Origin of the sequence: Phocaeicola sp. HCN-6420, from assembly GCF_037890145.1 — a bacterium.
Taxonomy (GTDB): Bacteria; Bacteroidota; Bacteroidia; order Bacteroidales; family Bacteroidaceae; genus Phocaeicola.
Window position 1 is genome coordinate 1 of record NZ_JBBKBJ010000042.1, and the last position, 20,031, is coordinate 20,031.

Annotated in this window: 24 protein-coding genes, 1 tRNA gene and 1 pseudogene; 14 read left to right on the plus strand and 12 right to left on the minus strand. The window is 48.4% G+C overall.

From position 1 onward, the window contains the following. From WKT12_RS15475 to WKT12_RS15515, 9 genes and pseudogenes are all read left to right on the plus strand, one after another. A pseudogene (locus WKT12_RS15475) lies at nucleotides 1–408 on the plus strand (DUF4141 domain-containing protein); the annotation flags it as partial. Nucleotides 409–426: 18 nt separating this feature from the next. Next, nucleotides 427–1,419, plus strand: a complete 993-nt coding sequence (traJ, locus tag WKT12_RS15480) for a conjugative transposon protein TraJ (RefSeq protein WP_106390565.1) — start codon at nucleotides 427–429, stop codon at nucleotides 1,417–1,419. Between the two features lie 20 nt (nucleotides 1,420–1,439). Then, a complete protein-coding gene (traK, locus tag WKT12_RS15485; protein ID WP_068856486.1) occupies nucleotides 1,440–2,063 on the plus strand; it encodes a conjugative transposon protein TraK in 624 nt (207 codons plus the stop codon). A gap of 4 nt (nucleotides 2,064–2,067) precedes the next feature. Continuing rightward, nucleotides 2,068–2,355: a TraL conjugative transposon family protein gene (locus WKT12_RS15490; protein ID WP_269877097.1), complete on the plus strand. Its 288-nt coding sequence runs from the start codon at nucleotides 2,068–2,070 to the stop codon at nucleotides 2,353–2,355. Continuing rightward, a complete protein-coding gene (gene traM / locus WKT12_RS15495) occupies nucleotides 2,333–3,628 on the plus strand; it encodes a conjugative transposon protein TraM (protein ID WP_340320256.1) in 1,296 nt (431 codons plus the stop codon). The genes WKT12_RS15490 and traM overlap by 23 nt, the downstream gene beginning before the upstream one ends. A 34-nt stretch (nucleotides 3,629–3,662) precedes the next feature. Then, complete coding sequence (gene traN, locus WKT12_RS15500; RefSeq protein ID WP_340320257.1) at nucleotides 3,663–4,598, plus strand: conjugative transposon protein TraN; 936 nt, start codon at nucleotides 3,663–3,665, stop codon at nucleotides 4,596–4,598. 3 nt (nucleotides 4,599–4,601) lie between these two features. Further along, entirely contained in the window at nucleotides 4,602–5,183 is a 582-nt protein-coding gene (locus tag WKT12_RS15505; RefSeq protein WP_269877093.1) for a conjugal transfer protein TraO, read from the plus strand. 13 nt (nucleotides 5,184–5,196) lie between these two features. Continuing rightward, nucleotides 5,197–5,643, plus strand: coding sequence for a DUF3872 domain-containing protein (locus WKT12_RS15510; RefSeq protein ID WP_340320258.1), 447 nt, complete (start codon nucleotides 5,197–5,199; stop codon nucleotides 5,641–5,643). A gap of 85 nt (nucleotides 5,644–5,728) precedes the next feature. Beyond that, nucleotides 5,729–6,760, plus strand: a complete 1,032-nt coding sequence (locus WKT12_RS15515; RefSeq protein ID WP_269877090.1) for a hypothetical protein — start codon at nucleotides 5,729–5,731, stop codon at nucleotides 6,758–6,760. Between the two features lie 93 nt (nucleotides 6,761–6,853). On the opposite strand, the gene WKT12_RS15520 is transcribed toward WKT12_RS15515, so the two are convergent. From WKT12_RS15520 to WKT12_RS15535, 4 genes are read right to left on the minus strand one after another with little or no spacing between them, the layout of a single operon-like run. Then, nucleotides 6,854–7,336: a DUF7258 domain-containing protein gene (locus WKT12_RS15520; RefSeq protein ID WP_340320259.1), complete on the minus strand. Its 483-nt coding sequence runs from the start codon at nucleotides 7,334–7,336 to the stop codon at nucleotides 6,854–6,856. Between the two features lie 4 nt (nucleotides 7,337–7,340). Then, nucleotides 7,341–7,565, minus strand: a complete 225-nt coding sequence (locus WKT12_RS15525) for a DUF3873 domain-containing protein (RefSeq protein WP_340320260.1) — start codon at nucleotides 7,563–7,565, stop codon at nucleotides 7,341–7,343. A gap of 20 nt (nucleotides 7,566–7,585) precedes the next feature. Beyond that, nucleotides 7,586–7,798, minus strand: a complete 213-nt coding sequence (locus tag WKT12_RS15530; RefSeq protein ID WP_340320261.1) for a hypothetical protein — start codon at nucleotides 7,796–7,798, stop codon at nucleotides 7,586–7,588. A gap of 50 nt (nucleotides 7,799–7,848) precedes the next feature. Next, on the minus strand, nucleotides 7,849–8,382 hold the full coding sequence (locus tag WKT12_RS15535) for an antirestriction protein ArdA (RefSeq protein WP_340320263.1): 534 nt from the start codon (nucleotides 8,380–8,382) through the stop codon (nucleotides 7,849–7,851). Nucleotides 8,383–9,147: 765 nt separating this feature from the next. On the opposite strand from WKT12_RS15535, the gene WKT12_RS15540 reads away from it, so the two are divergent. Further along, nucleotides 9,148–9,471 (plus strand): HNH endonuclease signature motif containing protein, encoded by a 324-nt coding sequence (locus WKT12_RS15540; protein WP_302429869.1) that lies wholly within the window; start codon nucleotides 9,148–9,150, stop codon nucleotides 9,469–9,471. Nucleotides 9,472–9,621: 150 nt separating this feature from the next. On the opposite strand, the gene WKT12_RS15545 is transcribed toward WKT12_RS15540, so the two are convergent. The 4 genes from WKT12_RS15545 to WKT12_RS15560 form a co-directional block, all read right to left on the minus strand. After that, nucleotides 9,622–10,155, minus strand: a complete 534-nt coding sequence (locus WKT12_RS15545) for an ORF6N domain-containing protein (protein WP_340320271.1) — start codon at nucleotides 10,153–10,155, stop codon at nucleotides 9,622–9,624. Between the two features lie 22 nt (nucleotides 10,156–10,177). Further along, a complete protein-coding gene (locus WKT12_RS15550; protein WP_340320264.1) occupies nucleotides 10,178–11,395 on the minus strand; it encodes a site-specific integrase in 1,218 nt (405 codons plus the stop codon). A 272-nt stretch (nucleotides 11,396–11,667) separates the two neighbouring features. Next, a tRNA-Lys gene (locus tag WKT12_RS15555) sits at nucleotides 11,668–11,740 on the minus strand. A gap of 208 nt (nucleotides 11,741–11,948) precedes the next feature. Next, the gene (locus WKT12_RS15560) at nucleotides 11,949–12,545 is read right to left on the minus strand and encodes a thymidine kinase (RefSeq protein WP_340320265.1); all 597 of its coding nucleotides are present in this window, start codon (nucleotides 12,543–12,545) and stop codon (nucleotides 11,949–11,951) included. Between the two features lie 173 nt (nucleotides 12,546–12,718). Between WKT12_RS15560 and rsmI the strand changes: the two genes are divergently transcribed. From rsmI to WKT12_RS15580, 4 genes are all read left to right on the plus strand, one after another. Beyond that, on the plus strand, nucleotides 12,719–13,393 hold the full coding sequence (gene rsmI, locus WKT12_RS15565) for a 16S rRNA (cytidine(1402)-2'-O)-methyltransferase (protein ID WP_340320266.1): 675 nt from the start codon (nucleotides 12,719–12,721) through the stop codon (nucleotides 13,391–13,393). A gap of 37 nt (nucleotides 13,394–13,430) precedes the next feature. After that, a complete protein-coding gene (locus tag WKT12_RS15570; protein ID WP_340320267.1) occupies nucleotides 13,431–14,285 on the plus strand; it encodes a Cbp1 family collagen-binding glycoprotein adhesin in 855 nt (284 codons plus the stop codon). Between the two features lie 122 nt (nucleotides 14,286–14,407). Continuing rightward, the gene (locus WKT12_RS15575; protein ID WP_340320268.1) at nucleotides 14,408–14,899 is read left to right on the plus strand and encodes a DUF4251 domain-containing protein; all 492 of its coding nucleotides are present in this window, start codon (nucleotides 14,408–14,410) and stop codon (nucleotides 14,897–14,899) included. 47 nt (nucleotides 14,900–14,946) lie between these two features. Continuing rightward, nucleotides 14,947–15,375 carry a Fur family transcriptional regulator gene (locus tag WKT12_RS15580; RefSeq protein WP_021970343.1) on the plus strand — a complete coding sequence of 143 codons (429 nt, stop codon included), beginning with the start codon at nucleotides 14,947–14,949 and terminating at the stop codon, nucleotides 15,373–15,375. A 20-nt stretch (nucleotides 15,376–15,395) separates the two neighbouring features. On the opposite strand, the gene WKT12_RS15585 is transcribed toward WKT12_RS15580, so the two are convergent. From WKT12_RS15585 to WKT12_RS15600, 4 genes are read right to left on the minus strand one after another with little or no spacing between them, the layout of a single operon-like run. Beyond that, nucleotides 15,396–17,834, minus strand: a complete 2,439-nt coding sequence (locus WKT12_RS15585; protein ID WP_340320269.1) for a TonB-dependent receptor — start codon at nucleotides 17,832–17,834, stop codon at nucleotides 15,396–15,398. After that, complete coding sequence (locus WKT12_RS15590) at nucleotides 17,827–18,795, minus strand: FecR family protein (RefSeq protein WP_021970341.1); 969 nt, start codon at nucleotides 18,793–18,795, stop codon at nucleotides 17,827–17,829. Before WKT12_RS15590 ends, WKT12_RS15585 begins: the two co-directional genes overlap by 8 nt. Nucleotides 18,796–18,798: 3 nt before the next feature. Next, nucleotides 18,799–19,359, minus strand: coding sequence for an RNA polymerase sigma-70 factor (locus tag WKT12_RS15595; protein ID WP_340320270.1), 561 nt, complete (start codon nucleotides 19,357–19,359; stop codon nucleotides 18,799–18,801). 27 nt (nucleotides 19,360–19,386) lie between these two features. After that, nucleotides 19,387–20,016, minus strand: a complete 630-nt coding sequence (locus WKT12_RS15600; RefSeq protein ID WP_021970339.1) for a hypothetical protein — start codon at nucleotides 20,014–20,016, stop codon at nucleotides 19,387–19,389. Nucleotides 20,017–20,031: the final 15 nt, after the last annotated feature.

Genomic DNA, 20,031 nt, shown 5'->3' on the forward strand with positions numbered 1-20,031 from the left:
TCCGTGCATGATGTCGTCAAGGGCGGTATCAAGGTGAAGAAAAGCATCGAACTGGTGGCGGAAATCTCCGAAATCTACGTCAGGAACTACCAAATCATGCTCGCCGACCCGTATTTCACGGCGGACGAGCTGGCGACCATATCCTCCGGTTATGCCATGCTGCTGGACGAGAGTTCGGACGTGCTTCAGGACTTGAAAAATGTCGTGAACATCACGGGCATGTCGCTGACGGATGCCGAACGGCTGGCAATCATCGACAATGCCTACCGAAGCCTGATGAACTACCGCAATCTCGTGAACTACTACACCCGCAAGAACATTTCCGTGTCCTACCTGCGGGCAAAGAAAAAGAACGACACCGACCGGGTGCTGGCTCTCTACGGCTCGGCGGATGAACGCTACTGGTAACATCAAACGGACATGCCTATGTTGTTAGCAGTGGATTTTGACAACCTGCACCAAGTGCTGCGGGTGCTGTATGACGAAATGATGCCCCTGTGCGGCAACATGACGGGGGTAGCCAAAGGGATAGCCGGGCTGGGTGCGCTGTTCTATGTAGCCGCCAAGGTATGGCAGTCGCTCGCACGGGCGGAAGCCATAGACGTTTACCCGCTTCTACGCCCATTTGCGCTGGGGCTGTGCATCATGTTCTTCCCCACGTTCGTGCTGGGGACTATCAACACGGTGCTGTCGCCGATTGTGAAAGGATGCAGCCAGCTTATGGAAACGCAGACCTTCGACATGAACGAGTACCGGGCACAGAAAGACAGGCTGGAGTACGAAGCCCTGATGCGAAGCCCGGAAACGGCATACCTCGCTTCGGACGAGGAATTTGACAGGCAACTGGAGGAACTGGGCTGGTCGCCCTCCGACATGGTTACCATGACGGGCATGTACATGGACAGGGCGGCATACAACATCAAGAAATCCGTCCGGGACTGGTTCAGGGAACTGCTGGAAATACTCTTTCAGGCAGCGGGGCTGATTATCGACACGCTGCGCACGTTCTTCCTGATAGTGCTCTCGATACTGGGTCCGCTGGCGTTCGCCCTTTCCGTCTATGACGGTTTCCAAAGCACGCTGACCCAGTGGATTTCACGCTATATCTCGATTTACCTGTGGCTTCCCGTGTCGGACTTGTTCAGCAGCGTGCTGGCACGCATACAGACACTGATGCTCCAGAAGGACATCGAGCAGCTTTCCGACCCGAACTTCATACCGGACGGGAGCAGTACCGTGTATGTAATCTTTATGATTATCGGTATCGTGGGCTACTTTACCGTTCCGACAGTGGCAGGCTGGATTGTGTCAGCCGGGGGTACAACCGCATACAACCGCAACCTGACACGTGCGGGCGCACTCACGGGTGCGGCGGCAGGTGCGGCAACCGGAAAGATTGCAGGAAAACTTCTCAAATAACCAACTTCAATTTTTAGAATATGGAATTCAAGTCATTGACGAACATCGAAACGAGCTTCCGGCAAATCCGGCTCTTTGCGCTGGTATTCATCTGCCTGTGCGCATTGGTCACGGGCTTTGCCGTGTGGAACTCGTACAGCTTCGCCGAAAAGCAGCGGCAGAAGATATACGTCCTCGACAACGGCAAGAGCCTGATGCTGGCTCTCTCGCAGGACATGGCGCAGAACAGACCGATTGAAGCGAAATCGCACGTGAAGCGTTTCCACGAACTCTTTTTCACGCTCTCGCCCGACAAGGACGCCATCGAGGGAAACATCAAACGCTCCCTGTTCCTCGCCGACAGGAGTGCGTTCAACTACTACAAGGACTTGTCGGAAAAGGGCTACTACAACCGTATCATTTCGGGCAACATCAACCAGACGGTGGAGATTGACAGCGTGAAATGCGACTTCAACCAGTACCCCTACAAGGTGAGAACCTATGCCCGGCAGCTTATTGTCCGGGAAAGCAGCCTGACGGTCAGAAGTCTTGTCACCACGTGCAGGCTCCTGAACGCCACACGTAGCGACAACAACCCGCACGGCTTCATCATGGAAGCGTTCACGATTGACGAGAACAGGGATTTGCAAACCATTAAACGATAGCCTTATGGAGAGGAAGCGAAATTACATTGAAACGGTGCGGGACTGGGCGGATGAACGCCTGCGCCGCCTGTGCGGGCGTATCACGCCGGGCAAGCGGCTGGCGGTCATCCTCGTGATGTCCGCCCTGTTCGGCGGCTTGTCCCTCTATATCACCATTTCGTCCATTTACAACATCGGGAAACGGGACGGGCAAAGGCTGCAAATCGAACACATCCGGCAGTTCCCGCTGCATGGTAACGACAGTATCAATTTAACAAACAGACCTGAATATGGAAGAAGTACAGAAAAATGAACCGGGCAGACAGCCCGAAAAGGAGAAGAAGCCCAAATGGGAACTTTCCCCGAAAGAGGTGCAGCGGCGCAGGAAAATGATAGTCTTCCCGCTGATGTTCCTCGCCTTTACAGGGTGCATGTACCTGATATTCGCCCCCTCCGGCAAGGAGAAAGCGGAAACGGAAAGCGTGGGCGGTTTCAATGCCGACATCCCGCTGCCCGCAGAGGACGGGATTATAGCGGACAAGCAGACCGCCTACGAGCAGGCGATGATGAGCCGGAAACGGCAGGACAGGATACAATCCCTTCAGGACTTCGGTTTCATAGCGGACGATGAAACCGAAGAACCACAGGCGGAAGCCGGACTGATGCCGGAAGAAGATCCGAAGCCCGTGCGGGGCGGCGGCGCTTCTTCCTCGGCGACCGCCTACCGGGACATCAACCGCCAGTTGAGCACGTTCTATGAAACGCCCCCGGAGGACAGGGAAAAAGAGGACTTGAAACGGCAGGTGGCGGAACTGACCGAAAAGCTGGAACGTCAGCGAGAAGCCACGCCCACCGCTGACGAACAGATGGCTCTATTGGAAAAGTCATACGAGCTTGCCGCCAAATATGCAGGCGGCGACAGGCAGGCGGCACAAGTGCCAGTCGTGGGCGACATCGAAAAGAAGCCGCAAGCGGTGTCCGTGCAGGCAGTACGGGACAACGCCGTTTCAGGGCTGCAACAGCCCATGAGCGATGCCGATTTTATCCGTGCTTACAGCCAGCCACGCAACTACGGCTTCAACACGGCGGTAGGAACGGGCTACGCAATGGGCAGGAACACGATAGCCGCCTGCATCCATCAAGACCAGACGCTGACGGACGGGCAAACGGTAAAACTCCGTCTGCTTGAACCCATGCAGGCGGGCAGCATCGTCATCCCGAAGAATACCCTTGTGGCGGGTACGGCAAAGGTACAGGGCGAACGTCTCGACATACTGGTGTCCTCGATAGAGTATGCGGGAAACATCATCCCGGTGGAACTCGCCGTGTTCGACACGGACGGGCAAAAGGGGCTTTCCGTCCCGTCCTCGATGGAGCAGGAAGCGTTCAACGAGGCGATGGCGAATATCGGCAGCGGGCTGGGTACAAGCATTTCCTTTACGCAGAACGCCGGGCAACAGGTGGCGATGGACGTTACAAGGGGGCTGATGCAGGGTGCGTCCGGTTACCTTGCCAAGAAGTTCCGAACCGTGAAAGTGAAGCTGAAAGCCGGGTACAGGGTGATGCTTTACGCCAAACAGCAATAATCATTTGACAAACCACTAAAATTTCCAATTAACGATGAAACAGATTTTTGTAATGTGCGCCCTCCTGCTGGGCGTGTGTGCGGCAAACGCACAGGAAACCGACACGGTGAAGTATGCGGCAGGCAACGACTTGTACCGGGGTATCACCCGAAAGCTGCCTTACCGACAAATGGTAACGCCCTACGGCGTGGAAGTGACTTTCGCCAAAACGGTGCATATCATTTTCCCCTCCGCCGTCCGCTATGTAGATTTGGGGAGCAACCACATCATAGCGGGCAAGGCTGACGGTGCGGAAAACGTAATCAGGGTGAAAGCCACGACAGAGGGCTTTCCGGGAGAAACGAACTTCTCCGTCATCTGCGAGGACGGCAGCTTCTATTCATTCAACGCCAAGTATGCCCGTGAGCCGGAAATGCTCAACATCGAAATGAAGGACTTCTTGGAAAATGAAGATACGTCCGACTTTTCGCATACCCGCATGAACATATATTTCCGGGAACTGGGAAATGAAAGCCCGCTGCTGGTAAAACTGATAATGCAGAGCATCTACAAGAACAATGACCGTAAAGTGCGACACTTGGGCAGCAAGCGTTTCGGCATACAGTTCTTAATCAAGGGGATTTACACCTATAACGGGATGCTTTACGTGCATACGCAGACGAAGAACAGTTCCAACGTGCCTTTCGATACGGACTTCATCAAGTTTAAGATTGTCGATAAGAAAGTGCCCAAACGCACGGCTATTCAGGAAACGGTACTGGATGCGGTACGCAGCTACAATGAGGTGATAGAGATTACCGGGAAAAGCACCGTCCGGACGGTGTACGCCCTACCGAAGTTCACCATCCCGGACGACAAACTGCTGCTGGTGGAGCTTTACGAGAAGAACGGCGGTCGGCATCAGACCATACGGGTGGAGAATGCCGACATCGTGAACGCCGAAGTGATAAACGAACTGAAAATAAAGTAGGGAATGAAGAAACACATCTTTATAATGACACTCTTTGCGCTGTGCCTGCATTTGAACCAGGCACACGCGCAAAGATACCTTCCGGGCATGAAAGCCTTGCAGGTAACGGCGGGCATGGCGGACGGGGTACATTGGAACTCCGACACGGATTTTGCCTGTCATTTCGGGGCGGCATACAGCGTCTATACCAAGAACGCCAACCGCTGGGTGATTGGCGGGGAATACCTGCATAAGAAGTATGACTACAAGGATATGCGCATTCCGGTAGAACAGTTCACGGCGGAGGGCGGCTATTACCTGAAATTCCTTTCGGACAGGCGAAAGACCTTTTTCCTCTCGCTGGGGCTGTCGGCTATTGCCGGGTATGAAACCAGCAACCGGGGCGACAAGCTGCTGCCGGACGGGGCTACGCTGCTGGACAAGGACTGTTTCATCTACGGCGGTGCGCTAACGCTGGAACTGGAAACCTACCTGACCGACCGGGTGGTGCTGCTCGTCAATGCGAGGGAACGTATGCTGTTCGGCTCGGACATCGGCAAGTTCCACACGCAGGTAGGCATGGGACTGAAATTCATTATCAACTGACCGCTATATAATAATGTATATGAAGAATGTAATGTATAAAATCATCGTGGGCTGCTACATCGTGGCCGCCCTCGTGCTTGTAACCGCCTGTAATGACAGCTTGGACATTCAGCAGGCTTACCCGTTCACGGTGGAAACGCTGCCCGTACCCAAGAAACTGAAAGTGGGCGAAACAGCCGAAATACGCTGCCAACTGGTGCGTGGCGGCGACTACCTGCCTACGACCTACCAGATACGCTATTTCCAGCCTGACGGCAAAGGAAAGCTGGAAATGGATAACGGTACGGTGTTCCTGCCCAATGACCTGTACCCGCTGGAGAAAGAAACATTCCGGCTCTACTACACATCGGCATCGACAGACCAGCAGACGATTGACATCTATATCATCGACAGCTTCGGGCAGATACAGCAGATTTCGTTCTCATTTAATAATGATAGTAACGAGAATAAAGATTTCTAAATTAACTTATTAAAGCATTCGGCAAAGTATTGTTGAATGCTTTAATTGCTAAATTTGTGGTCGAAAGAACTAATTGTAAGAAATTATGGAATATAATAACTGTTTAATTTGCAATAAGGAAAAGGCAACAAAGACCAACTCACATTTGATTCCAAGTTTTATGATTGCAAAAGTGTGTAGTTATGATGGTAGTGGAAAACGAGATAAAGAAGTAATGTTTACAATGACTTCTTATGAAGACAAGGTATATGTAGGAGCTGTTCCAGACACAAAATTAGATGAGCTTTTCAATCAAGAAAAGTTAACAGATGAACGTATTAACCAAGAATTAAAAAACAATACAGCATCAAAAGATTATATTTTTTGTCCTAAATGTGAGGCTAACTTATCTAAATATTTAGAAACGCCTTATGCTGAACATTACTCAAAAGGAAAATCTATTCAATCGGACATAGCTTATTTCTTTTGGTTGTCTATTGTTTGGCGAATGGCTGTTTCAAGACAATTCCAATTTGCTTTACCTGAAGATATTGAATCAAATTTAGGTGAATGTTTAAACGAGTATATAGAATCGGTTGCTAATAACCAAGATGTTACTCCGATTATAGAAAAATGTAAATTTTCTTATCGCTTACTGCGATGTTCTTCGTATCTTCCTAATGGCTTAGCATATTTAGGCGGAAGATATAAGGAAAATACTAAAATTCTAACTCTTACATTGGGAGATACCATACTTTGTGCCAATTTTGACAAACAGAATACTGAATTGCCCAATGATTATACTTATCTTGGTTTGGAAGATGTAATAAAATCTGCTCCTGTTAATTTTGGAACAGACTCACAGGTATGCGTAAATGTAGAAAATAAAGCATTTGAAGATGCCATGAAGCAGATGGTTAAAGAAACTGCATTTAAGCGATTGCTAAATGAAAAAGAATTAGCCGATAAAATTTGGAATGTAGTAGGATTATCAGGTAATATGCCGGATGAAATATTTCAATCTTTTATGGAACGGTTATATTCAGAAGAAGAAAAGCAAGGAGATAGAAAAACCGCTGAACGGTATGTACAAGTTTTTAATGAAACATTAGAGTCTTTTGGTTTTATAGGACTATAATTTTAAGAGAATAAAATTATAAACACGGTTTCTTTGCTACTTTATTTCCCGGCACTCATGAAAGAAAGTAGCGGCATTTCTGCCGCCTTTGTATCAACTGGTTTTAAGGCTCTTTACAGGTACATATTTCTCTAACCATTCCTTTACCTGTTCCATGTTATATTCTCCCGTTATGACCGCCGTATGTTCGTTTATGGATACGAACCTGACACTTTCATAGCTGTTTACCCAACCTTGCAGGGAACAGACACCCCACGTTTCAACATCTTCAAAAACGCTGCGGTCTATCCGGCTGATAGGCTCACCGAAAACTACTGTCATCGTCCGAAAGTCCGGTTCGTCTGCCAACAGTCGCAAATGGTGCAGCGTGCCGAACTCGTCCGTCTTGCGTCCCCATGCCCAATCTTCCGTGTACAAATCATCGCCCCACTGCTGCGGCTTATCGAAATGCACTTTCACGTTTACAGAATACTTGTTTTCCTCGATGTCCTCAATAACGCCCGTTACCATCATGCCCGTAAAAATACACTCGCAACGTCTGCCGATTAGGTTCTTGTTTACTTCTGTCGTTTTCATACCCTTAAAATTTATCTGTTATTACCCTGTTCTTTTCTATCCATTTATCCCGCCTGTGGCGGCACTCTGCCAGCGTTTTAGCCACTATGGAAAACAATTCCCCGTCCGTGTGGCGGTAGTCGTACTGGTAAAATATCCGTCCCTTGAATGCGACCGGACGATATTTTACAAACTTTTCCTCTCCCGGTGCTTGGGTGATGCTCACCCCGTTTTTGTTCAATGATTGCATGATATTCTGTTTTTTATTCGTCATATACTTAATAGGGAAAGCAGCAGCAGGAAAAGCAGAGCCACGCACAACGCATAAAACACCGACAGGCAGACCCGGAACAGGAAACAGGCGGCACGAAATACAAGATATGCCGTTACCGCTGTGATTGCTCCGGCTGTGCAGGCGAGCCGCCACACAAGGCAGAACAATAACACCCGCAGGATGATTTTATAAATGCTTTTCCGTTTCATCGTTTCTCTGTTTATGCGGGCAGGGCTTTTAACCCCGCCCGAATGGTCGTTTAAGCCGCCCGGAATACAAACCCGTCATCAAACCAGTAGTCGCACATGAACAAATCACGGGCAAACTGTTTGTAGTCGAAATAGGTTTTTGCGAACTCCGGCAGGTCGTAACATTCTTCCACGATTTGGTAGGCGAAATCCTCTTCATCGTCATATTGTCCCTGATATTCGTTCTGAAAGTCCCGTACAAGGTCGTCCGCATCTTCCTCACTCAAATCATGGCTTTTGTAGTTGCACCACACGAAAAAGGCTTCCTGTTCGGTGTCGCCCAAATTTTCCACCGCATCCCGCAAGGTGAAGAAGTTCTCGGAAATCCAGCTTTCGCCGATTAGGTTTTCCGGTACGTTCTCCCAGTCCTGAAACATATACTCCGCATCTTCCTCGTCCTTGTGAAGCTCCCGGCAGGCTTCGTAAAAATCTTCCTTGTCCGAATAGTCCGACAGGTCAAGCCATGCCCCGAACAATGAACCGTTGTTGTACTTGCCATAAGTGCCTACATAAACTCTTGCTTCCGATAATGTTGCTGCTTCCATATCCTGTAATTTTTAAGTTTTTAATTTTATGCGGATTTGAGAGGTGAGGAAGTTGAAGTTTCACTGAACTTTTTTCCTGTTTCCCGTAAATCCGACTTTTTTTTTATGCGTCTTCCGGTCGGGTCGGTCGTTTTCGTTTCACATAGGCTTAAAAGGGCAGTGTTTAGAGTTTGCAGGGTTTTGTGGAAAAAATACCTCGCAACGAATGTTGCAGGGAAGATTTTTTCGCCAAACCTGAAAAGGCTTGACCTTGCAAACCCGTGAAGAACACGTAACTACCTTTGCCTATTGAAATGATAAAAACGACCTTCCGGCTGGAGGACTGCTTAATGAGGAAGATTTACAGGTTGGGAAACAGGGGAAAAGTTCTTGTTCCCTTTCATCTGATAAAGAACACTTTACAAAACGGGCGGGAAAGGCAAGGGTGTCGGAAGCCCGTCTTTCGATACACTTGTGCGGGTTTCCGAAGGCTCTTTTCACGAAAAACAGTCAGCCATGCCCCGCACGGCTGGTGTTTCGGAGAATGTGCTAGTTGGAATGCGAGTAATACAAGATTACTCGCAAGGAGAAAACGTATCGTAAAGCTAAAAATATTATTATAGTTCCTTGTTCTATTATAATAGAAGGGCAGATTTGTTTTCTAAAGAAATAAATAAGGCTCTGTCATAATTGCAGTATGCAACATTTCTTTTTGACATTTTGTCGTTTCTTTGAGGTTTGGAATATTATTTGTGGTGATTTTCTTAAATTTTAAATATTATATCTATGGCTAATTTTAACGATGAAATTGTATTACAAGTATGGGAAAAAGCTAAAGTTGTACAAGGTGCTGATCCTAATGTTTGGAGAAAAGATTATGCGGGGGCTTGGATTAATTTTAATCAAAGAAAAACAGAAGATCTGTATGGCTGGGAAATAGATCATCAGAATCCTGTAGCTAATGGTGGAAAAGACAATCTTTCAAATTTGCAGCCTCTACATTGGAGAAATAATAGATGTAAATCTGATAATTATCCTCAATGGACTACTTGCTTGACAGGTGGAAATAAATGTAATGTTGAAAAAGAACAAAGGTGGAAGGTTTCTTAAACTATAAAAGTTAACCTAATTTTTTTTGAAAAAACTATGTTGGTTGGGTTAGAATAAAAAAAGCGGGTAGCCCGGTGGACTGCCCGCAAGATAAATGAAAGCTACTTACTGGAATACAATCTATTAAACAGCATTTCGTTACCGAATCCGTTACCTGTCTGTTTCCGGTTCGTCATAGGTAACGAATCCGATTCTGCGGCGTTGCTTCTGCTCTTGGGACTGGCTCAAAAGCTGGGTCAATGCCTGATAGATGTCGTTGAACTGTGCATCGGTGCTGGCTTCCAGTTCCTCGATGCGTTTCAACAGTTCTTCATACCCTGCGACCATCTGACGCATAAGGACAAATGCCCGCATGATGGAAATGTTCACCTCTATAGCTGTCTGGCTGCGCAAGACGGATGAAAGCATGGCTACGCCCTGTTCGGTGAAAGCCATAGGCAAAGCTGCACCAAAGTTGTAATCAGAGGGTATCACATTTTGTGATACCCCTATGGATAACAATAAGTTGGCTTCCTCTTTCGAGAGGACGAACATAAAGTCGGACGGAAAACGACCGATGTTGCGTTTGACCGCTTGCTTCAAGGCTCGTGTTTCCACTTGGTAGAGTTCCGCTAAATGGAAGTCAAGCATTACCCGGCAACCCCTGACTTCAAAGATTTTGTTTTGAATGACCTGCAAATCCATAAACTTTAAGATTTTATTTTGATTAAATGCTTGTTTTCCTTTCATTCAACCTTTGGGCGAACATATCCATGTCGGCACTCAGTTTTGTGTCGATGATTTTAGCGTAAATTTGTGTGGTTCTGATATTTGTATGTCCCAACATCTTAGATACGCTCTCTATGGGTACGCCGTAGCTGATACTGAGGGTCGCAAAACTATGGCGGGCAACGTGATAGGTGATTTTCTTGTTTATGCCGCACACCGTTGCGATTTCTTTTAAGTAATCGTTCATCTTTTGGTTGCTGATTATCGGGAGAATTTTGCCGTCAGGCAATTTTCCGTCATATTTCTGCAAGATGGCTTTGGGAATATCCAACAGACGGATATTGGACGTTACGTTTGTCTTGTGCCTTTTCTTGATTATCCACAGGTTGCCGTCAAAGGAAACCTTTATGTTCTCTGCCCGCAACTCGCACACATCCACATACGACAAGCCAGTATAACAGCTAAAAATGAACATATCACGCACCTGCTCCAGCCGCTTGCTAGCAAAGGTTTTCTGATAGATGCGGTCTAATTCTGACTGTTCAAGAAAATCTCTTTCTACATACTCAAATTTCAGTTTATATGCCCCGAATGGATTAAAAGTAATCAGTCCCAAGTTGTGGGCAAACAGGACAACAGTCCTAAACCGCTGTACAAACTTCATAGCTGTATTGTGGGTACACGGATAATTTTCTCGGATAAACAGGTAGAAACCCTCGATGAACACGACATTTATTTCCCGAAAGGTAATATCTTCCAAATTATATTTATTGTGGATATATTCAGCAAGACGATTTTTAGTGAGTTCATAACGGGTATATGTTTTTTGTGTGGCTGTTTTCCCAACTTTCAGCGCATATTGTTCGTTATGCTGTGCGAACACTTGCAGTAGGGTCTTAGCCTTTTCCTCCTTGCCTAAAAAGATGTTGCGTACTTTCTCTGCTGTTACATAGCCATCCCGTTCTAAAATGGTTTGATAGTGTCTGTGTAATGTCGCCTTGATGCTATCCAGCATTTCATTAATGCGGGTAAATTCTGACCCTCTGCCAGTTACTTTTCCTGTTTGTGCAGACCAGTTCTTAGGATTAACTTCAAGTTTGGTGTTGAATTGAACTAATTTTCCGTCAATGGTAATACGTGCCATAATAGGCATATTACCATTCTTTTTTACTTTGTCTCGTTTCAGGAAAAACAATACTCGAAATGTTGATTTCATACCTCATTGTTTTAAGTTACAAAACTACTTTTATTAACTCATAATGAGATAAATGCAGGGTCGCCAATTCCCGACAACATTTCGCCATTTTCACTCAAATCGTACCCCTTTTTTGAAGATTTTGTCAGGGGTACGAATAAGCCACTATTTTTTGTCTGTCAGTGACCTTTTCGTGGCGGTTAGGGTAGCCAAAAGGTAATAAAAAAAGTCCCACAAAATATTGATTTTGTAGGACTTGTCTTTTTATTGTCGCCTTTTGGCTTTTCTTTTTGTGATCCGCTTGGGGCTCGAACCCAAGACCCCAACATTAAAAGTGTTGTGCTCTACCTGCTGAGCTAGCGAATCAAACCTGTTTTGCAGTCATTTCCTGATTGCGAGTGCAAAGGTAGGTGTTTTGTATGAAACTGCCAAACTTTGCGACGACTTTTTTTGAATAAATTTTTATCTTATTTTGTATGTTTCTGATTATCAGAAGTATGCTTTGCGATGGAAATTGCTCTTTTTTTGAAGCTGCTTCCTGAAATCCGGCAGAAAGGAAGGAAATGTGAAAATGTTAAATCTTTCCTTCTTCTTCCAGAGCTTTGCGGTAACAGCATCTGCACAGCGGTTCGTATTCCTCTTTTTCTCCCAGCAGCACCCGCTTGTCGTTGGCTACGGTGCGGTGCGAGATATACGCCAGATCGCCGCATTTCACACAGATGGCATGCACCTTTGTCACTTCGTCGGCTATGGCACACAGAGCAGGCATCGGACCGAAGGGCACTCCTTTAAAGTCCATGTCCAGTCCGGCTATGATGACTCTCACACCCCGTTCTGCCAGTTCGTTACATACACTGACCAGTCCTTCGTCGAAAAACTGAGCTTCGTCTATGCCCACCACGTCTATCTCCGAGCTGAACAGCAGGATGCTTGCCGACGAGTCTACCGGGGTCGACGGAATGGAATTGTTGTCGTGCGAAACCACTTCCTGCTCCGAATAGCGTGTATCGATGGCAGGTTTGAATATTTCCACGCGCTGACGGGCAAAGGTGGCGCGTTTCAGGCGGCGGATCAGTTCTTCCGTCTTGCCCGAAAACATGGAACCGCAGACAACTTCTATTCTTCCCCTGCGGCACGTTTCATGCGTATGATCTTCTGAAAAAACAACCATTGGTCTAAAATTTTGTGCAAAAATACAATTTGTGATGCTAATTAGCCTTATCTTCTGTCCGATTTTTCCGCTTTGAAGCATTTTAATATACAACAACTGTTAAATATTGAGTCAGATTAACTAGTGGATTTAAAAACTTTCTATCTTTGCTCAATTAACAATTGAAACATTGTATGGGAAGATTATACGTTGTTCCTACTCCTGTAGGCAATTTGGAGGATATGACCTTTCGCGCGATCCGTATATTAAAGGAAGCCGATCTGGTGCTGGCCGAAGATACACGCACGTCGGGCATTCTGCTCAAGCATTTCGAGATCAAGAATGCCATGCAGTCATATCATAAATTCAATGAGCACAAGGCGGTGGAAGGAATTATCAACCGGCTCAAGGCAGGAGAAACTATCGCACTGGTGTCGGATGCAGGAACGCCGGGTATTTCCGATCCGGGTTTCCTCATCGTACGCGAATGTGTGAAAAACGATATCGAGGTACAGTGTCTTCCGGGAGCGACGGCTTTCGTTCCGGCGCTGGTGGCTTCGGGACTGCCCGACGAACGTTTCTGCTTCGAGGGTTTCCTGCCGCAGAAGAAAGGACGCATGACGCGGCTGAATGCACTGGCGGAAGAAACACGCACGATGATTTTCTACGAGTCGCCTTACCGGCTGGTGAAAACGCTGACGCAGTTTGCCGAGCTGTTCGGACCCGAACGTAAGGTTTCCGTATGCCGCGAAATCTCCAAGATACACGAGGAAAGCGTGAGAGGAACCTTGCAGGAAGTAGTGGCACACTTCACGGCTATCGAGCCCAGAGGGGAGATTGTCATCGTACTGGCGGGTAAAGAGGAATAATGAAGAATAAATTATAAATTCTAAACAGATAGAAACTATGAAGAAAGTTGTTTTATTTTCGTTATGTGCTGCGGCCGTACTTGCTTCTTGCAACAACTCCGGTCAGAATAAAGATGCGTTGAAGCTCCAGAACGACTCACTGATGGTCGAGCTGTCAAACCGTGATGCCGAACTGGATGAAATAATGGGTTCATTCAATGAAATCCAGGAAGGTTTCCGCGAAATCAACGAGGCTGAAAATCGTGTAGACCTTACGGGAGATGCTATCGAAAACAAATCGAGCGCCGACAAGATCAAGGAAGATATCTTGTTTATCAGCGAGAAACTGAAATCGAACCGCGAACAGATTGCCAAACTGGAAAAACAGCTCAAAAACAGCAGCTACCAGTCGGCACAGCTCAAGAAGGCTATCAAGAGCCTGACTGCACAACTGGAAGAAAAACAGCGCCAGATTGAAACTTTGCAGGCTGAACTGGCTTCTAAGAATATCCGTATCGCCGAACTCGATGAGGCTGTTTCCGACCTGAACAAGAACGTTGACCAGTTGACTGCCGAAAATGAGGCGAAGGCTCAGACTGTTGCCGCTCAGGACAAGGCTCTCAACACTGCATGGTATGTATTCGGTACCAAGTCTGAACTGAAAGACCAGAAGATTCTGAACCGTGGCGACGTGCTGAAGGATGATGAGTTCAATAAGGACTACTTCACCGAAATCGATATCCGCAAGGACAAGGAAATCAAGCTGTACTCTAAGCGTGCTACCTTGCTGACTACTCACCCTGCCGGTTCTTACGAACTTGCCAAAGACGACAAAGGACAGATTACTCTGAAGATTACCAATCCTAACCAGTTCTGGAGCGTATCTCGCTACCTGGTTATTCAGGTTCGGTAATGTTATATAACTGAATTTAAATTAAATCTGTTATTCATTCTTCCTCGTGGAGATGGATAACAGATTTTTTTTGTTTATCTTGCACCGGTCAACCTACAGTTTTTCAGAAAGGAGATTCGTATATGAAAACATTCCGATATGTTATGGTTTCCGCACTCTTCCTGCTGGCGGCAGGTACGTCGGGTGCACAGACTCGTGAGGAAAAGAAAGAAGCACTCAAGGCTTACGTCGACGAGCAGGTGGAAGCCCGTACTTTCAAGATTGATGCCGACATGGCTTATCCCATGAGCGGACGGAGCATCCCGCTGACTTCTCCTTACGGGCTTCAGATGAAGAAGGATTCCGTGGATGTCTGTCTGCCGTACTTTGGCAGGGCTTATCAGATTCCTTACGGGGGAGGAGAAGGGCTGCGCTTCAAGGCTCCGGTAGAGAATTATTCCAGCGAACTGAAGAAAGACCGTTACCGGATTGAGTTCGAGGCTACTACCAGCGAAGATAATTTCAAGTTCTCGGTCGACGTATACGACGACGGCTCGTCGAATATCTATGTCACCATGCGTAACCGTCAGTCTATCCATTACACGGGCAGTCTGGATGCAACCGGGTTGCAATAAGGAATGCTTATCTTTGCCGGAAAAGACAGCCGAAAAGTAAAAACGTTATGGAAACAACCGAATTTTATGCCGAGAGATTGGAAAAGAAAGGAGTGAAGCCTACCGCCGTGCGCATTCTGGTACTGAAAGCGATGATGGAGGCTTCGTATGCCGTGTCACTCGTCGAGCTGGAAACGCTGCTCGGCACCGTCGACCGCTCTACCATCTTCCGCACGCTGAACCTGTTCCTGGCTCATCATCTGGTGCACGACATCGAGGACGGTAGCGGCTCGCTGAAGTACGAGGTCTGTCCCGACGAGGATACATGCAGCGTCGACGACATGCACACGCACTTTTACTGTGAGGTGTGTCACCGCACGTTCTGCTTCCGTTCCATCCATATCCCTGTCATCGACTTGCCCGAGGGGTTCCGCCTGAACAGCATCAACTACATGGTGAAAGGGGTGTGCCGCGAGTGTGCCGCCCGCATGAAGTGAACGCGCACCCTTCGTCTGTGCTAAAAGCGGAAACTGACTCCCGCATAAGGCAGGCAGTTGCTCTTCCAGTGTACGGAATAGAAGTTCAGCACATCTTCTTCGGGCGGATTGCCCAGTACGTTGTACAGCCCGAAACGCAGCGACAGGAGTTTCTCGCCAAACGATTTCCGGTAAGAATAGCCCACGTCTATCCGGTAGTTCATCGGCATGCGGTGCTGCCTGAACTCCGAGGCGGGCAGCGGATCGAAATTCTCGTCCAGGTCGATGACCTTGCCCGAACGCATCATGCCTCCCACGGAGAAGAGCGAACGGGTGTTCAACTGGTACGACAGGGCGGCATTCAACTGGTGCGGTATGTCGTACAGCGAGGGCATCTTGCCGTTGTCCGCCAGCTCGGCAAACCATTCCCGGCTCCGGGCATACGTGTACGACAGTTGCAGCTTCCATCGCTTCCAGTTCTTGTAGAAGTACATCCTTGCTCCGTAGCTGTCGCCTTTACCCACCATGATATATTCTCCCCATTGTCCGTCTTCCACGAACACTTCCGGACGCAGGGCAACCACATTGCGCCGTGTCTTGTAATAAGCCGATACCTCCAGCATCCCGTCGTTCAGGAAATGCTTCCATCCTGCCTCGTAGTGCTCCGACGAGCGAGGCTTGTAACCGTCGATGCTGGGCATGCGGAAATCGGTAGGCATGTCCCAACTGAACAGCCTCAGGCAGTGATAGAACTGCTCCATCTTCGAGAAATTGAGGTACAGCAGGTCTTCTTCACCCGGAAAATACTTCAGCGACATGCGCGGCTGGATGCTGTAGTACGCCTGATGGTTGCGGGGCAGGTAGCCCACTCCGTGAACGCCTATCTGCACCGACAGGTGGGGAGTGATGCGCACATGATTGTCGTAGAAGAGCGAAACCTGGCTGATGGGCTCGTGTCGTATGTCCGTCTGTCCGTCGAACGAAGCAATATCGTAAACCTCGTGCGAGTACTTGGCTCCCCACTGCGCACGGTAGATATTCTCGAACGTATAGTCGAATTCCGTCGATACGTTGACCGAGCGGATGCCGCTGCGCACATATCCGTCGCCGTCTATGCCCAGCATTTCGTTTCGTGCCCGGTTGGAGTGCGACGAGTAGAACAGCGAGGTGCGGTTGCCCAGCTTCCCCGCCTGCGTATGATACTCCAACTGGTATACCTGATTCTCCCAGCGCAATACCGAAGTGCTTTCGTTCTCATTCAGCAAGGGCAGGTGATAGTCGTCTCTCGCTCCGTACGCCATGACATTGAGTGAGCTTACCGGCGAAAGCGAATACGACAGCTTGGCATTATAGTCGTACGAAGCATGATTCAGGCGGTTATCTTCCGAAAACAGCCGGTCGAAGAAATCCAGCCAGCTTCTTCGCACACTCACCATGTACGACAGCTTGTTCTTCACAATGGGTCCCTCCAGCGTAGCCGAGGCTGCCGGCATGTCCAGCGTAAGCGTACCCACATGCTTCTGCTTGTTGCCTTCCTTCAGGTTCACTTCCGTCACCGACGAAAGTCTTCCCTCCAGATGCGTATCGAAGAACCCCTTGTGAAACACCATGTTCTTCACCGCATCGCCGTTGAATACCGGCAGCAGCGAGTTGATGTGTCCCGGATGAAACACCGGCACCCCGTCCAGCAGAAACTGGTTCTCGTCGGAACTGCCGCCGTCTACCTGAAAGTTGCTTCCCGCCAGCGATGAAGTCACCCCCGGCAGAATCCATATCTGTGCAAAGAGATCGTTGCCACTGAAGGCAAGCATGTTCGAGGGCGTCAGTTCCCCCAGTTCCTCACTCCGCTTGTCCGACTCCACCGTCACCTCGTCCATCTCGAACGACAACGGTTGCAGTTGTGCGGTGACAAACCGGTCCTTGTCCACTCTAACCTGCCGGCTGTACGGGCTGTACCCCATGTACGAAACCGTGAGCTTGTAGGTACCCTCCGGTGCATACAGCTTAAACACCCCGTTGTTATTGGAAATGCAGTTCCACTGTTTACCCTTGCTGTCCTCCAGCGCTACTACAGCCCCGTAAAGCCGTTCCTTGCTGCCTTCCTCGAACACCGTTCCGCTTACGTAGAAATTCTCTTTCTCTCGGACCTGTATCACCAGCTTGCGCGGCGGGATAAAGTCCGTCTTGAACACATATCCGTCGAGCACCACCTCCAGCAGTTCGGCTACCGTCATCGTTCCCGTTTTCTCCACCTTTCTCACCCTCGACAGATCGATGAGCGACGCATTGTACGACAGCACGATACGCTTCTCCCGCTCTATCCGGTGAAACCACTGAAGCACAGTAGCAGAAGAAGCGTTGACTTGCAACGTTTCTTCTGCTACCGTTTGCGCCGGTCTGGAACCCTGTCCGTATAGTCCGGTCATTCCGCATAAAGCAACAGCCACTGTCAGTATGAGGTACAGTTTCAGTTTACTCATTATACAGTCTGTAGTGTGTCCCTTCTTCCAGCGTTTCGTAACTACATCCGCACAGGAATGCCAGTTCACGTACGATTTCCGTAGCGTTTTCGCTGTCCATCCGGGTTGTTACCAGATTCTTTTCCAGCCCTTTGTCAAGTTCTATCCGTATTCCTGTTTTCTGTTCAATCTCCTTTACCACTTCCGGTATGGGAGTATTATCAAAAATCATCATTAATTTATCTTGTCCGAAGAGCTGCTGCGGGTTGTCTATTACCCCCACTTTCAGCTTACCTTCTTTCAATTCCACTTTTTCGTTGGCCACAATAACCACGTCATTTTCCCTGTCGCTTACCCGTACCCTTCCGGTTTTGACGAATACGCCACTCTTTTTCACGTCTGTTGCATTTACCAGAAACGATGTTCCCAGTACCTCCACATCCAGCAAGCCGGTTTCCACCCTGAAAGGCATTCCGTGCATTCTCTTCACGCGGAAGAAAGCCTTTCCGGTCAGTCGTGCGATTCTTCCCTTTTCCTTGTCCGAAGGGTTGAATGCCAGCGTTGCTTCAGGATAGAGTATCACCTCCGAGCTGTCGGGCAGCAGCACCTGCTTCAGCCTTGTGCCCACGTTGGCATACTCCTTGAAATCATCCTCCTGGCTGTGCAGGAAATACGTTGTGGCCATAGCCACCACAAACAGCACACAGGCAGCCACCGAAATAACCATGGCAATGTGAGGTCTTACTCCGAGCCAGAAAGACTTGTTTTCCAGTCTGGCTTCCACTTTTCTCCACGCCTGTTCCGCGTCGAAATCCATCTTGTCCGGCATCTTTACAGGTGCCTTCATCAACCTCTGCATGCGTTCAAATTCCTCTGCGTTGGCCGAAATCCATTCATCCAGAACCTTCTGTTGCGTTCCGGTCAGCTCCTCCTTGGCAAAATACCTGGCAAGCAATTCATTTATATCCTCTTTGCAATCCATATTCTACTCACAATAAACGATGATTGATAAAATGATGACCACAACCGTAGCCAGTGTCAGACCATGTTCGGCCACGTACGCCCGCAGCATCTTGATAGCCTTTGTCATCTGGTTTTCGATGGTTTTTTCCGATAGGTTCAGTTTTTCGGCTATTTCGCGATACTTCATTCCCTGAAGTTTAGCCATAAGGAAAATATCCCTGCACTTGGGCGGCAGTATGGCAAGTACCGCTTCCAGTACCTCTTCCGGCGACTTGCCTTCCGGGTCACTGTCGTCATCCGTCATGTGGCTTGCCGGCTGATGATACTCTTCTATCGATACTACATCATCCCTTCGTTTCCTCAGAAACGAGATGCAGCTGTTTTTCACGGCAGTAGTCATGTAGGCAGCAAACTCCTGGTCGGACAGATTGTCCAGCCCCTTGTTCCATACACTGATGAACAGCTCCTGCACGATATCTTCCGCGTCCTCCTTGTCAGAAACATATCCGTAGGCTATGCAGCACAGCCTCGGATAGTGCTCCTGAAATCGGGATTTGAATATTTCCTTTCTGTAGGCTTTCATGTATCGCGTTCGCGTTCTATAGGTTAATTAAAATTTCACACTTACACCGGCTGTCAGGAATCCTTTGTGTCCCAGTCCGGCTTCAACGAAACCACCGATGCGGTCGTTACCTACTCTCAAGCCGATCGGGTTCACCTGGTAAGCGAATGCAGTGTTCAGGTCAGCTTTCTGTGCAGCTTTCTTGCCCATGTCAGTCAGTCCTGTTTCCGAGTGACGTTTCAGGCTGATACCTGCCGAAGCACTACCGTACAGTTCCACCAGTCTGCGCTTGAAGTATGTAAATTCTGCCGTCGGCAACACCAGGAAGTTCAGTTCCTTTTCCTTGATAGACGGAGCCGTTTCGCCTGCCAGTGTCAGCTTGCTGCTTGTCTGCGAGAATCCCAGGTCGGCACCCACCTTGAAGCGGTTCAGCGTGTAGCGGTATCCCAGACCGTATACCATGCTTGCGCTTTCGTTGCTGCGCTTGCTTCCGGTAATCGCGTCACCCAGTCCGATGCCCAGTACGTCCACCGTGCTCTGAGTCAGTCCGTCACTCACCGAAAGGCGGAACTCATGCTTGTTCTCAGAAGGCGTGAAGTTTTTGCTTGATTCCTGAGCCTTAGCCAAATTAACACCAGCGAATAAACACAAAGATAATGCAATAAGTTTAATTTTCATAATGTCTAGTTTTTT